Origin of the sequence: Simplicispira metamorpha (assembly GCF_004341365.1) — a bacterium.
Lineage (GTDB): Bacteria > Pseudomonadota > Gammaproteobacteria > Burkholderiales > Burkholderiaceae_C > Simplicispira > Simplicispira metamorpha.
In genome coordinates, this window is record NZ_SLXH01000001.1 from 79,702 (window position 1) to 93,230 (window position 13,529).

At 64.6% G+C, this 13,529-nt stretch carries 13 protein-coding genes; 3 read left to right on the forward strand and 10 right to left on the reverse strand.

Annotation, left to right across the window (positions count from 1 at the left end):
* Nucleotides 1-22 precede the first annotated feature (22 nt).
* Nucleotides 23-910, forward strand: a complete 888-nt coding sequence (locus EV674_RS00400; RefSeq protein WP_119012387.1) for a SphA family protein — start codon at nucleotides 23-25, stop codon at nucleotides 908-910.
* Between the two features lie 104 nt (nucleotides 911-1,014).
* On the opposite strand, the gene EV674_RS00405 is transcribed toward EV674_RS00400, so the two are convergent.
* Together EV674_RS00405 and EV674_RS00410 are read right to left on the reverse strand one after the other, a co-directional pair.
* On the reverse strand, nucleotides 1,015-2,163 hold the full coding sequence (locus EV674_RS00405) for a GGDEF domain-containing protein (protein ID WP_119012448.1): 1,149 nt from the start codon (nucleotides 2,161-2,163) through the stop codon (nucleotides 1,015-1,017).
* A 136-nt stretch (nucleotides 2,164-2,299) separates the two neighbouring features.
* Entirely contained in the window at nucleotides 2,300-3,064 is a 765-nt protein-coding gene (locus EV674_RS00410; RefSeq protein WP_119012388.1) for a ParA family protein, read from the reverse strand.
* 217 nt (nucleotides 3,065-3,281) lie between these two features.
* Here EV674_RS00410 and queA point away from each other — a divergent pair, with 217 nt between their 5' ends.
* Nucleotides 3,282-4,373, forward strand: a complete 1,092-nt coding sequence (gene queA, locus EV674_RS00415; protein ID WP_119012389.1) for a tRNA preQ1(34) S-adenosylmethionine ribosyltransferase-isomerase QueA — start codon at nucleotides 3,282-3,284, stop codon at nucleotides 4,371-4,373.
* A 114-nt stretch (nucleotides 4,374-4,487) separates the two neighbouring features.
* On the opposite strand, the gene trpB is transcribed toward queA, so the two are convergent.
* The 8 genes from trpB to trpE form a co-directional block, all read right to left on the reverse strand.
* On the reverse strand, nucleotides 4,488-5,687 hold the full coding sequence (gene trpB / locus EV674_RS00420) for a tryptophan synthase subunit beta (RefSeq protein WP_119012390.1): 1,200 nt from the start codon (nucleotides 5,685-5,687) through the stop codon (nucleotides 4,488-4,490).
* Nucleotides 5,688-5,809: 122 nt separating this feature from the next.
* Nucleotides 5,810-6,529, reverse strand: coding sequence for a uracil-DNA glycosylase (locus tag EV674_RS00425; protein ID WP_119012449.1), 720 nt, complete (start codon nucleotides 6,527-6,529; stop codon nucleotides 5,810-5,812).
* 98 nt (nucleotides 6,530-6,627) lie between these two features.
* Nucleotides 6,628-7,428: an indole-3-glycerol phosphate synthase TrpC gene (gene trpC, locus EV674_RS00430; RefSeq protein ID WP_119012391.1), complete on the reverse strand. Its 801-nt coding sequence runs from the start codon at nucleotides 7,426-7,428 to the stop codon at nucleotides 6,628-6,630.
* An 85-nt stretch (nucleotides 7,429-7,513) separates the two neighbouring features.
* Nucleotides 7,514-7,780, reverse strand: coding sequence for a hypothetical protein (locus tag EV674_RS00435; RefSeq protein ID WP_119012392.1), 267 nt, complete (start codon nucleotides 7,778-7,780; stop codon nucleotides 7,514-7,516).
* Nucleotides 7,781-7,802: 22 nt separating this feature from the next.
* The gene (gene trpD, locus EV674_RS00440; RefSeq protein WP_119012393.1) at nucleotides 7,803-8,849 is read right to left on the reverse strand and encodes an anthranilate phosphoribosyltransferase; all 1,047 of its coding nucleotides are present in this window, start codon (nucleotides 8,847-8,849) and stop codon (nucleotides 7,803-7,805) included.
* A 139-nt stretch (nucleotides 8,850-8,988) separates the two neighbouring features.
* Nucleotides 8,989-9,576, reverse strand: coding sequence for an aminodeoxychorismate/anthranilate synthase component II (locus EV674_RS00445; protein ID WP_119012394.1), 588 nt, complete (start codon nucleotides 9,574-9,576; stop codon nucleotides 8,989-8,991).
* Complete coding sequence (locus tag EV674_RS00450; RefSeq protein ID WP_119012395.1) at nucleotides 9,573-9,902, reverse strand: chorismate mutase; 330 nt, start codon at nucleotides 9,900-9,902, stop codon at nucleotides 9,573-9,575. Before EV674_RS00450 ends, EV674_RS00445 begins: the two co-directional genes overlap by 4 nt.
* Nucleotides 9,899-11,398, reverse strand: coding sequence for an anthranilate synthase component I (gene trpE, locus EV674_RS00455; protein ID WP_119012396.1), 1,500 nt, complete (start codon nucleotides 11,396-11,398; stop codon nucleotides 9,899-9,901). Before trpE ends, EV674_RS00450 begins: the two co-directional genes overlap by 4 nt.
* Before the next feature lie 378 nt (nucleotides 11,399-11,776).
* Here trpE and EV674_RS00460 point away from each other — a divergent pair, with 378 nt between their 5' ends.
* A complete protein-coding gene (locus EV674_RS00460) occupies nucleotides 11,777-13,516 on the forward strand; it encodes an LTA synthase family protein (RefSeq protein WP_119012397.1) in 1,740 nt (579 codons plus the stop codon).
* The last annotated feature ends 13 nt before the right edge of the window (nucleotides 13,517-13,529 follow it).

The following is a 13,529-nucleotide window of genomic DNA, read 5'->3' on the forward strand; positions in this document are numbered from 1 at the left end:
GAAAATCACAGGAGACTTTTTCATGCGTACCCATTTGCCCTTGTGGGGCCTTTGCCTGCTTGCCGCCACCCATGCCGTCCACGCCGCCGAGGGCGGTGGCTCCATCTACCAGCATGGCACCGAAAACTACATGGTCGGCGCCATTCCTCCCCCGGGCCTGTACGGCATGGTGTATGGCAACCACTACCGTACAGACCGCATGAACAGCCCGACCGGGGAAAACCTGCAACTGCCCGGCTTCAAGGTGCGTGCCAGCGCGGTGGTGCCACGGCTGGTGTGGGTCTCTGGCGTGCAGGTGCTGGGAGGCCAGCTGGTGGCCCATGCCCTGGCGCCGTTGGCCGATATCGAGGTCAGTGTGGGCGGTATGCGCCAGCGCAAGTCCGGGCTGGGCGACATCACCGTCGGTGCGGGGCTGGGCTACCACCACAGCCCGCAATTGCACAGCGCTGTCGCCGTCGATGTCATCTTGCCCACCGGTAGCTACACGCAAGGCGACCTGGCCAACCTGGGGCGCAATTACCGCGCCATCGAACCCATTTATGCCCTGAGCTACGTTGACCCCCAGGGCTTCAATGGCGATGTGCGCCTGGGCTACCTGTTCAACCAGCGCAACAAAGCCACCGACTACACCTCAGGCCAGGAGCTGCACTTTGACTACGCCGCAGGCTGGGGCGTTGGCAATGGCTGGACGGTAGGTGTGGGAGGCTACTACCGCAAACAAACCAGACTGGACCGGCAAGGCGGCGCCAGCCTGGCCAACAGCAAGAGCAGCGGCATGGCCATCGGCCCCTCGATCAAATACGACAGCGGCAAAGGCTGGTTCATCACCGCCAAGTGGCAATCCGAACAACGCATGAAAAACGGCACGCAAGGCTCAGCCTTTTGGCTCAAAGCCGTGATGCCACTGTGACGATGGCCTGGCTATACCCTGGCAGCCAGCGCAAAAAGCTATTCAATTAATAGCTGTTTACGCCCGTCCTACGGGGCCTGGAGGCCAATTTGGCTTGATGCTTCCTATTCGCCCACATCTGCCAGCACCCAGCGGTTGCGCCCGGCGCCCTTGGCGCGGTAGAGCGCGGCATCGGCGCTGGACACCAGGGCGCTGACGGCATCGGCCTCGGGCGGCACCTGGCTGGCCGCGCCCACGCTGACGGTGACATGGGGCGCCACATCCGACGCCCGGTGCTCCAGCGCCAGCGCGGCCACACCGGCCACCACGCGCTGGGCGACAGCGGCGGCGCCCTGGGCATCCGTGTCGGGCAGGATGACGGCCAGCTCCTCGCCGCCATAGCGTGCCACCAAATCGGTGGTGCGCTGGGTGGCCTGCTGCACTGCGCGGGCCACGGCCTGCAAGCAGACATCACCGGCCTGATGGCCATAGCTGTCGTTGTAGCGCTTGAAGAAGTCCACGTCGATCATCAACAGGCCCAGCGGCGTTTGCCGGCGCACGGCAGCGGCGCAGGCCTGCGCCAGGCGGTCGTTGAAATACGCGCGGTTGGCAATTTGCAGCAGCCCGTCGGTGCGTGAAAACGCCTCCAGGCGCGTGTTGGCCTGCTGCAAATCGTCGTTGGCGCGGGCCAGCTCGCGGGTGCGCTGGGCCACGCGCTCTTCCAGGCGCAGGTTGGCCTGTGCCAGCTCGGTGTTCTGCGCCGACAGCACGTGGTAGAGCTTGCCAATCATTTTCAGCAGCGCCTGGGTGCCGTTGTCGTGGCCCAAAGTCTCCTGGTCAAAGGCCTGCGCGGCGGGTACGCCCTGGCGAATCAGCGCAATCTGGCGCGCCAGCGACTGGTCTATGCCCAGAATGTGCAGCCCCAGCCACGAGGTCAGAAAACCCACAAAGGTTTCTGCCGGATCGGCCATGTGGGCGCGCTGGCTCCACATGCTGTTGACCTGCGCCACAAACTGGTGGTGCAGGCTGCGGTGCGCGGCCACATGGCGCTCATCCACGCCCTGGGCCTGCATCAGCGCTTCTTCATCGCGGAAGTGGTATTGCGTGTAGGCCACCAGGCGATCGAAGGTGTCGTTCAACACCACTTCGCGGCTGGCGTCGGACAAAAACAGCGAGCGGCTGAGCTCGTTGAACAAGTCCACCAGCGCGTGGTGCTGCTCGTCCACCTCGGGCAGGCCGGTGACAAAGTTCTGGTCCCAGACAAACGTATCCATAGCGATTCCATCCCGTCTTTGTGCAATGGCCAGCGCGCCAGGCGCCAGCCCCTCCAGGGCCTGGTTGCGCCAGGCCAGCGCATTCACCCGGTGGCGGCCCCGCCACCTGCCTGCACACAGCACCCCTGCCCGCGCATCACCCCAGCGCTTCGTGCAGCGCCAGCAGCGCCAGCGTCAGTTTGTGGCGCGGCTCCAGGTGAACCATGGGCAGGCTCTGCTGGTGCGACTCGCGCACCTTGACCGACGACGGCAGGTACGGTTGCAGCACCGGCAAGCCTTCGTCGATCAGCTCCTGCACCAGCCGCCGGGGCAAACTGGCGCGGGCCTGGAACTGGTTGACCACAATGCCCTTGACCTGCAAGTCGGGGTTGTGGTCGGCGCGGATTTCCTGCACGTTGGCCAGCAGCGTATAGAGCGCCTGGCGCGAGAAATCATCGCAGTCGAACGGAATGAGGCAGCCCGAGGCCCCCATCAGCGCCGAGCGGGTGTAGAAGTTCAGCGCCGGCGGCGTGTCGATGTAGATGCGGCCAAAGTCGGCGGCCAGCTGCTGCAAGCCCTCGCGCAGCTTGTAGATTTTGTGGCGCGATTCCAGCTTGGGCTGCAATTCATCGAGCAGCGGGCTGGACGCCATCAGGTGCAGGTTCTCGAACGGGGTGGGCACGACAAAATCGGCGGTCGGCACGGGCCGGAAGCTGAAGCTCAGCGTCTGCTCAAAAAACTGCGCCACGCTGGGCTGGTCGGGCGCAGGGGCGCCGCCCAGCAGGTAGGCACTGGAGTTGCCTTGCGGGTCGAGGTCGATCACCAGGGTGCGCAGGCCCTGGCTGGCGCTGATGGCGGCCAGGTTGCAGGTGATGGTGGATTTGCCCACCCCCCCTTTCTGGTTGAAAACGACGAGCGGCATGGAGGTTCCTTGTGGCGAGGCAGCGTGCAGAGGAGCAAAACAGAAAAAAACCGGGCCACACCCCCCGGTGCGGCCTGCGGCAGGCAGGCGATTATGGGACACCCGCCGTGGGACAATCGCGCCCCGTACCCCTGCGCCCGCCACCACGCCACACGCACTGCGTGCCTGGCGCGCGTTTTTTCTGCCTTGGCCCGGGCCTGTCCAGCCCTCAAGCACCATGACCGCTACGCCTGCCCCCTTCACCCTCAGCGATTTCGATTTTTCCCTGCCCCCCGAGCTGATTGCCCAGCACCCCGCGCCCGAGCGCAGCGCCTCGCGCCTGCTCGATGGCCGCGCGGCCCAGCCCGCCGACCGCATCTTCAAAGAGCTTCCCGGCCTGCTGCGCGCAGGCGATTTGCTGGTGTTCAATGACACCCGCGTGCTCAAGGCGCGGCTGTTTGGCGAGAAAGACAGCGGCGGCAAGCTCGAACTGCTGATCGAGCGTGTGCTCGATGGCGCCGAGGTGGTGGCCCACCTGAAGGTGAGCAAAAAGCCCCTGCCCGGCGCGCGCATCCACCTGGCCGGCGGCCTGCACCAGGGCGGCTTTGAGGCCACGCTGCTGGGCCGCTACCCCGACGAAGACGGCCCGCTGTTTCGCTTTGCGCTGCGCGGCGCGGCGGGCGAATCGCCCTGGGAGCTGATGGAGCGCCACGGCCACCTGCCGCTGCCGCCGTACATCGAGCGCCAGCAAAACCAGGCCCACGACCCCGACGAGGCCGAAGACGCCCAGCGCTACCAGACCGTGTTTGCCCGCGCCCCCGGCGCCGTGGCCGCACCCACGGCCGCGCTGCACTTTGACGAGGGCGTGCTGGCCGACCTGGCCGCGCGCGGCATTGAGACCGCCAGCGTCACGCTGCACGTGGGCGCAGGCACCTTCCAGCCCGTGAAGACGGAAAACCTGGCCGAGCACCAGATGCACAGCGAGTGGTACGACGTGCCCCTGGCCACACTGGCTGCCCTGGAGCGCTGCCGCCAGCGCGGTGGCCGCGTGGTGGCCGTGGGCACGACCACCGTGCGCACGCTTGAATCCTGGGCGCGCAGCGGCCAGACCTCGGGCGACACCAATATCTTCATCACGCCGGGCTTTGATTTTCAGGTGGTGGACGTGCTGCTGACCAACTTCCACCTGCCCAAAAGCACGCTGATGATGCTGGTGAGCGCCTTTGCCGGGTATGTGCCGGTGATGGGGCTGTACCGCTACGCCATCGCGCGCGGGTACCGCTTCTTCAGCTATGGCGATGCCATGCTGCTGGAGCGTGCCAAGGGCTGAGGATTTTGGGTATTTTGGGCCTCCAGCGCTTGCTGGACGGGCGCTGGCAGCTATCTATTTTGAAGCTGCCACCAGCACCCATGGTGGCCGGGGATGTGCTCTACAGAACCCCGGTTACAGCCCCAGATGCTGGGCCACGAAATCCGCATCCTTGTCACCGCGCCCCGAGAGGTTGACCAGGATGGTCTGCTCGGGCGCCATGGTCTTGGCCACCTTCATGGCATAGGCCACGGCGTGGGCGCTCTCCAGCGCGGGGATGATGCCCTCGGTGCGCGACAGCACCATGAACGCATCCAGGCACTCGTCGTCGGTGATGGACTCGTACTGCACGCGGCCAATGTCTTTCAGGTGGCAGTGCTGCGGGCCCACACCAGGGTAGTCCAGCCCCGAGGCGATGGAATACACCGGCAGCGGCTCGCCCTGCGCGTCTTGCAGCGTGTAGCAGGCAAAACCGTGGATGGCCCCTTTGGTGCCGCGCGCCATGGTGGCGGCGTGGTCGGGCGTGTCCAGCCCCCGGCCTGCGGGCTCCACGCCCACCAGCTGCACCGCGTCGTCAGGCAAAAATTCGGTGAAGATGCCCATGGCGTTGGAGCCACCGCCCACGCACGCCACCACCATGTCGGGCAGGCGGCCATGTTGGGCCAGGCACTGAGCGCGTGCCTCGCGCCCGACGATGCTCTGGAAGTCGCGCACCATCTTCGGAAACGGGTGCGGCCCCACCACCGAACCGATGGCGTAGAAGAAGTTGACGGGGTCTTTCAGGTACTCCTCGAACGCGCTGTCCACCGCGTCTTTCAGCGTGCGCGTACCGCGCGACACCGGCACCAGCTTGCAGCCCAGAATCTTCATCTTGGTGACGTTGGGGTGCTCTTTGGCGATGTCGATCTCGCCCATGTGGATTTCGCAGTCAATGCCCACCAGCGCGCAGGCCGAGGCCAGCGCCACGCCGTGCTGACCCGCGCCGGTTTCGGCCAGCACCTTGGTCTTGCCCATGTGCTTGGCCAGCAGCGCCTCGCCCAGGCAGTGGTTGATCTTGTGCGCGCCGGTGTGGTTGAGGTCTTCGCGCTTGAGTACGATGCGCGCGCCGCCCTGGCGCTGCGACAGCCGCTTGGCATGAAAAATCGGGCTGGGGCGGCCCACATAGTGGGCGTACAGCTCGGCCAGCTCGTCCTGGAAGGCCGCCGTCTGGCGCACCTGGTCGTAGGCGGTGTTGATGTCGTCCATCACGGCCTTGAGTTCTGGCGGAATCAGCTGGCCGCCGTACTCGCCAAAGTAGCCCTGGCTGTCGGGCATGTCCAAAAATGTGCGATCCATGGGTGTCTCCTGGGGGGTGGTGAAATGCAAGCGCGCATTGTCACGCAGCGGCTTTCAGCACCCTTGCACCACGCTGCGTGGCCCATGCGCGTGCCGATTGCCCGTGGGGCGTTGGCGCGGTGCTAGGCGTGCGCCAGCCGAAACGCCCGCGCCTGGCCAAAATGCCCGCAGCCAATGAACGGCACCGGCGGGCGCAGCGCAGACAGCGGCGAGGGGTGGTTGGCGCACAGCACCAGATGGCCCCGGTCGGCCGGAATCACCACCCGCTTGGATTGCGCGTGCGCCCCCCACAGCATGAACACCACGGGCCGCGGCCCCTGCGCCACCTGGCGGATGACGGCATCGGTCAGCCGCTCCCAGCCCCGGCCTGCGTGGCTGGCGGGCTGGCCCTCTTCCACCGTCAGGCAGGTGTTGAGCAGCAGCACGCCGTTTTGCGCCCACTTGACCAGGCTGCCGCCGGGCTGCGGAAACGCCGGGGGCGGTGTGCCCAGATCGCGCTGCAATTCCTTGAAGATGTTGCGCAGCGACGGCGGCAGCGCCACACCCGGCGCTACCGAGAACGCCAGCCCCTCGGCCTGGCCGCGCCCGTGGTAGGGGTCTTGGCCGAGGATGACCACGCGCACGCTTTCAGGCGGCGTCAGTTCCAGCGCGCGCAGGGGCCGGGGCGGAAAGATGCTGGCCCCGGCCTGCAAGCGCGCCTGCAAAAAGGCGAGCAGCTGGTGCCCCTCGGTGCTGGCAAAAAAGCCGTCCACCAGCGGTTGCCAGCCGCTGGCCACGGGCCAATCGGCGGGGTCAGCGCTCTGGAGTTGCGCCGCGTTCGGGGGATTTGTCCATTCAGTCATCAGCGTCATCCAAAACCAATGCAGGGAGGGCCGATTTTTAAGCCAAAACGGCCCTCAGCGCCCGCCAGATATGCGCCAGCAGCTATTATTTTGATAGTTCAGGCGAACAGCTCGGCCAGCGCCAGGCCCGGCTCGGGCGCGCGCATGAACGCCTCGCCCACCAAAAAGGCGTGGACGTCGGCATCGCGCATGCGCTGCACATCGGCGCGCGTCAAAATGCCCGACTCCGTGACCAGCAGGCGGTCGGCGGGCACGTGCTTTTGCAAGTCCAGCGTGGTTTGCAGGCTGACCTCAAAGCTGCGCAGGTCGCGGTTGTTGATGCCGATCAGCGGCGTTTTCAATTTCAGCGCGCGCTCCAGCTCGGCGCCGTCGTGGACTTCCACCAGCACGGCCATGTCCAGGCTGCGGGCAATGGCCTCGAAGTCGCGCATTTGCGCATCGTCCAGGCAGGCGGCGATCAAGAGCACCGCGTCAGCGCCCATGGCGCGCGACTCATACACCTGGTAGGCATCGACCAGAAAGTCTTTGCGCAGCACCGGCAGCTGGCAGCTGGCACGCGCCTGCTTCAAATAATCGATTTGCCCCTGAAAAAACTGCTTGTCGGTCAGCACCGACAGGCAGGCGGCGCTGACCTGGCCGTTGCCCTCGGCGTAGCTTTGCGCGATGTCGGCGGGCTCAAAGTCTTCGCGGATCACGCCTTTGCTGGGGCTGGCTTTCTTGATTTCAGCAATCACGGCGGCCTGACCGGCGGCGATTTTGGCGCGCAGGGCGCCGACAAAATCGCGCGTCAGCACGCGGCTTTCGGCGTCGGCGCGCATGGCCTCCAGCGACTTGCGCTTTTGCGCTGCGGCCACTTCCTGCACTTTGACTTCGCAAATTTTTTTCAGAATATCGGACATGGTTTTTTCCTGGTGGCTGCGCGCGGGGGCCGGGCGCAGCGGGGTGGCGGGTGGGGAGGCTGGCAGCGGCGCGCGCTGCCAGCGCTCAATCGGGGGTGGATGCGGCAGGTGCCGCAGCGGTGGCAGTGGCGGCGGTTGCAGCGGTTGCAGCAGTGGCGGACGGTGCCGGTGGTGTGGCCACGGCAGCAGCGGCAGGCGCAGCAGGTGCAGGCGCCGCCTCGGGGGCGGGCGCGCGCACCACTTTCATGATGGTGTGGTGCATCACCGCACCCACCACGATGAACAGCAGCGAGATGCCCAGCACGATCCAGGTGCCGGCGTCGTGCCAAATGGGGGCGTCGAGCAGGCTCATGGTGTGCTCCTTGCTGCCGGGGTCAGGCGGTGGTGGCCGCAGCGGCCAGGGCCTGGGTGCGTGCCACCAGCGCGTCGAGTTTGGCGCGGGCAGCGCCGCTGTCGATGGCCTGCTGCGCGCGCGCCAGGCCCTCGGCAATGCTGGGCACCACGTTGCCCGCGTACAGCGCAGCGCCCGCGTTCAGGCAGACGATGTCGCGCGCCGGGCCGCTGGCACCGGCCAGCACGCCCAGCAGCATGGCTTTGGACTCCTCGGGGTTCTCGACCTTCAGTGAGCGGGTGCTGGCCATGGGCAGGCCGAAGTCCTCGGGGTGGATTTCGTACTCGCGCACGGCGCCGTCTTTCAACTCGCCCACCAGGGTGCTGGCGCCCAGGCTGATTTCATCGAGTCCGTCGCGGCCATAGACCACCAGCGCGTGCTCGGCGCCCAGGCGTTGCAGCGCACGCACCTGGATGCCCACCAGGTCTTCGTGGAACACGCCCATCAGGATGTTGGGCGCGCTGGCCGGGTTGGTCAGCGGCCCCAGGATGTTGAACAGCGTGCGCACGCCCAGCTCTTTGCGCACGGGCGCCACGTTTTTCATGGCCGGGTGGTGGTTGGGCGCAAACATGAAACCGATACCCACCTCGGCAATGCAGCGCGCAATCTGCCCGGGCGTGAGGTTGATGTGGATGCCCAGCGCCTCCATGGCGTCGGCGCTGCCGCTTTTGCTGCTGACGCTGCGCCCACCGTGCTTGCTGACCTTGCCGCCCGCTGCCGCGATCACGAAGGTGGCGCAGGTGGAGATGTTGAAGGTGTTGGCGCCGTCGCCGCCCGTGCCCACGATGTCCACCAGGTGCGTGGCATCTTGCACCGCCACCTTGGTGGAGAACTCGCGCATCACCTGCGCGGCGGCGGTGATTTCACCGATGGTTTCTTTTTTCACGCGCAGGCCGGTCACGATGGCCGCTGTCATCACCGGCGAGAGTTCGCCGCGCATGATCATGCGCATCAGGTGCAGCATTTCGTCGTGGAAGATTTCGCGGTGCTCGATGGTGCGTTGCAGCGCTTCCTGGGGGGTGATGGACATGGGGCCTCCGCCAAAAATTTACAGTGTTTCAGGGCTCTAAGGCTGATGGAGCCTGCGCGAGCAGCTATCAAATGAGATGCACCCTGCGGTGGGCGCACGGCGCAAAGCACCGGCACCCGCGCGGGGCAACACGCCGCCCTCAGGCGCTGCGCGGCTCCAGAAAGTTTTTCAGCATGGCGTGGCCGTGCTCGGTCAGGATGCTCTCGGGGTGGAACTGCACGCCTTCGATGTCCAGCGTTTTGTGGCGCACGCCCATGATTTCGCCATCGTCCGTCCAGGCGGTGATCTCCAGGCAGTCGGGGCAGGTGGCGCGCTCAATGGCCAGCGAGTGGTAGCGGTTCACGGTGAACTGCGGCGGCAGTCCGGCAAACACGCCCTGCTGCGTGGTGGTGATGACGCTGGTCTTGCCGTGCATGAGCTGCTGCGCCCGCACGATCTTGCCGCCAAACGCCGCACCAATGCTCTGGTGGCCCAGGCACACGCCCAAAATGGGCAGCTGGCCCGCAAAGTGCTGTATCGCCGCCACCGAGATACCCGCCTCGGCTGGCGAGCACGGCCCGGGCGAGATGACCAGGCGGTCAAGCTGCCCGGCGTCCAGCCGCGCCTGGATGTCGGCCACGGTGATTTCGTCGTTGCGATACACCTGCACCTGCGCGCCCAGCTCACCAAAATACTGGACGATGTTGTAGGTAAAGCTGTCGTAGTTATCGACCATCAAGAGTTTCATGGCTGCTCTCCTTGGGGCGCGCGCAGGCGGGCAAATTCGCGGTGCTCTTGGGCGATGGAATGCTCCATCAGGCTGCGGTAGATGGCCTCGATCACGTCGGGCGCGCCGCCGTGCAGTGCGGTGCTGGCACGCACGCGCTGCACGATGGCTTCGATGCGCTCCTCGTCGCGCACCTGGGCGGCGTCTTGCTTGATGCGCGCGGCCTGCGTCATATAGCCGGTGCGCTGCACCAACAGGGGCACCAGGATGTCGTCCAGGGCGTCGATGTGGCGGCGCACGTCTTGCATGGTGGTGCAGTGCTGCACGTTGTCGATGGCGCGGGTCATTCCAGGCCCTCCTCTACCAGTTCGGCGGCGCGCAGCAGGGCGCGGGCTTTGTGTTCGGTCTCTTTCCATTCCAGCTCGGGCACCGAGTCGGCCACCACCCCGGCGGCGGCCTGCACGTAGAGCTGGCCGTCTTTGATGATGCCGGTGCGAATCGCAATGGCCACGTCCATGTCGCCGGCGTAGCTGAGGTAGCCGCAGGCACCGCCGTAAATGCCGCGCTTGCTGGGCTCCAACTGGTCGATCAGCTCCATCGCGTGCACCTTGGGCGCGCCGGTGAGCGTGCCCGCCGGGAAGGTGGCCTTGAGCACATCCATGCTGGTCATGCCCTCGTTGAGGATGCCCTCGACGTTGCTGACGATGTGCATGACGTGGCTGTAACGCTCCACCACAAAGGCTTCGGTCACTTTGACGCTGCCGGTTTTGGCGATGCGGCCAATGTCGTTGCGTGCCAGGTCAATCAGCATGACGTGCTCAGCGCGCTCTTTGGGGTCGTTGATGAGTTCGACCTCGGCGGCCTTGTCCAGCTCGGGCGTGGCACCCCGGGGGCGGGTGCCCGCCAGCGGACGGATGGTGATTTTTTGCCCCTCGGGCGTGCTTTCCTGGCGCACCAGAATTTCCGGGCTGGCGCCGACGACGTGGAAGTCACCAAAGTGGTAGTAGTACATGTACGGCGACGGGTTCAGCGAACGCAGCGCGCGGTACAAGGACAGGGGCGACTCGGTGTAGCGCTTGTGGATGCGCTGGCCCACCTGCACCTGCATGAAGTCGCCTGCGGCAATCAGGCCCTTGGCCTGCTCGACGGCGGCCAGGTAGTCCGCTTTGGCAAAGCTGCGCTGGGCCGGGTGGCTCTCGGTGGGCAAGACCCGGGGTGCGCTGACCGAATACTGCAACTGCTCCTTGAGCTGGCGCAGGCGCTTTTTGGCCTGCGTGTACGCCTCGGGCTGGGCCGGGTCGGCATAGACAATCAGGTAGAGCTTGCCCGAGAGGTTGTCGATGACGGCCAGCTCCTCGCACTGCAACAGCAGGATGTCGGGGCAGCCCAGGGTGTCGGGCGGGCAGGTGGATGCCAGCTTTTTCTCGATGTAGCGCACGGCGTCGTAACCGAAGTACCCCGCCAGACCACCGCAAAAGCGCGGCAAGCCCGGGCGCAGTGCCACCTTGAAGCGCTTTTGGTAGGTCTCGATGAAGTCCAACGGGTTGCCGCGCGCGGTTTCCACCACCACGCCATCGGTCACCACCTCGGTCTGGGCGGCATCGCCAAAGCCGCTGGCACGCAAGAGCGTGCGCGCGGGCAGGCCAATGAAGCTGTAGCGGCCAAAACGCTCGCCGCCCACGACCGATTCGAGCAAAAAGCTGTATTGGCCACCATCTTTGGCATGGGCCAGCTTCAGGTACAGCGACAGCGGAGTTTCCAAGTCCGCAAAGGCTTGCACCATGAGCGGAATACGGTTGTAGCCCGCAAGGGCCAGGCTTTTGAATTCAAGTTCTGTGATCACGGGAGAGGTTCCCTGCTGGGGTGGCGCGTGGGGCAGGCAAAAGGTGGTGCCGCGCAGCGCCGCTGTTCATGCAATCGGCCTGCGCGCGCGGTGCGGGTGCGGGGCCGGAGGGGGGCACGCCGGGCGGTGCCCCGGGTGCGGTCAAGCGTTCAGGCGTGCAGGCTTTCGCCAGGGCCAGGCTCCCCGGTCACTGCGACCTGTGATGAACACGCGGTGGATGAACATGGGCCAAAGTGTAGCAAAGGAAAATTAGATTTCTGTATGCCATATCCTCGCCAGAATTGCAGTCCAGAAACCGCATAGCGTCAATTGTTCTGAACGAATCTGCCCGTTTGCTGTAATTTTGTGTACCCACTCATTTGTTTCAAGATACTTCTGTTGATCGCCACCGTAGCACTGCGTAGTACGGCGATTACCTCACTCACCACAACCTATCTCGGTGAGAGCGGCAGATACGCCAGTGCTGCCTTGGTGTACGACACCCGCTGGATAGCGCTGTGTGGTTTGCTGATGCTGCTCAGCTACGCCACACGCAATCGCTGGGTTTGGGGGTGTCTACAGTGGCTTTCCGGTGGCGTAATTGCACTGGCTGTGTTGGATCTCTACATTTTTCAGACCACTTGGCAGCGCCTGAGCTGGGATGGCGTTATCACCTTTGGTGGCGAATGGTCGGCAGCGGTTGACCTTTTTGTCAAAAACCTCCACAAGCCCGATGTTTTGGCCTGTTCGGCCCTGCTCGGTGTAGCGCTGTTGTTGCTTCTGGCAGAGCCGGTGGTTCTGTGGCGCTTGCCTCCCCTCAAAAGTCCGCGCCGGGTTTACGTGGCTTTGGGCTCGCCTGCTTTGCTGGCGTTGGCCGTGGCGCCAACCCCTTGGCTTGAATCCAGAGCGCTGGGAACGATCAAGCCCTTGGCAGTCGATGTGTTGACCTACCAATGGGCGTACAGCACGCCGCCAGCGGTGGATGCAGCCACCAAAGCGGCCTTTATCGAACGTTACGCTGCACTGCACCCAGCCGCCCAGCCGCAGTGCCCTGCCGGCTGGAGCCGACAAGGGCACGTGGTACTGGTCATCATGGAGTCGCTTTCGTCCCACCACAGTCTGCGCGTGGCCGGACTACACGATTGGACCCCCAAGATCGATGAAATTTTTGCTCCTGGCTGGACGTTCAAAAATTTTTACGCAAATGGATTCAGAACCGATTTGGGGTTGGCGGCAATCCTGACAGGAGTGGAACCGGTTGCGGGTGATGCAACAGGGTCTTCTATCTACCTGAATGCGCCTGGCGCCAAAGCGCTTCCAGCACGTCTGAGGCACCATGGATACAGCACCCATTTCATTTCCGGCAGCTCGCTGTTTTTTCTGGATATTGACCAGTGGCTTCCGGGGATTGGCTTTGAGCATTTGCATGGGCCCCAGCCTGCCCCTGGCGAGACAAAGCAAAACTACGCTTTTCAAGTCTGGCCCGATCAGCAGACCTACGATGCCACCTTGAAGATCATGCAACAGACGCCTGCGCCGGGCCTGTTCGTTGTTAACACAATGTCCAGCCACATGCCCTACCAACATCAGGAAACTCTTGAGAGGGGCGAGCAGGCGGCGATGGCATACGCAGATCAAGCGTTCGCTGATTTTTATCGCCAGTTGGAACGGCAAGGTTTTTTTCGGCAAGGCGGCTTGCTGGTGTTGACAGGCGATCACCGCTCCATGACGCCCATCAGCGCAGAAGAGCGGGATCGCTACGGAGCCTCTGCTCCAGCGCGGGTTCCTTTGTTTGTCTTGGCAGAGAACCTTCCGCCCCTGTCAGTCTCCCTTATTACAACACCGCTGCAACAGGCGGATTTGCCAGCATCTTTGGAGTATTGGGCTGGTAGCAGTGCCTGCCTACAGTGGCGCCAACGCAACATTTTTGCCCTGTCTGTTGAACAGCCACAGCGCTGTATCGTCCATATGCGGGGGGATAACCAAAGATACCTGAACATTTTTTGTGGAGAGCGCATGGTGGAAGTGGAAATGAGCGCCCAAGGCGCACAGGCGACCACGGACCAGCAGCAACCACCGGGTCTCAGCGAGGCCCTGGACGACCTGATTGCACGGCGTCTGGGCATGCAGCTGCATTGACCCCACGCAGACA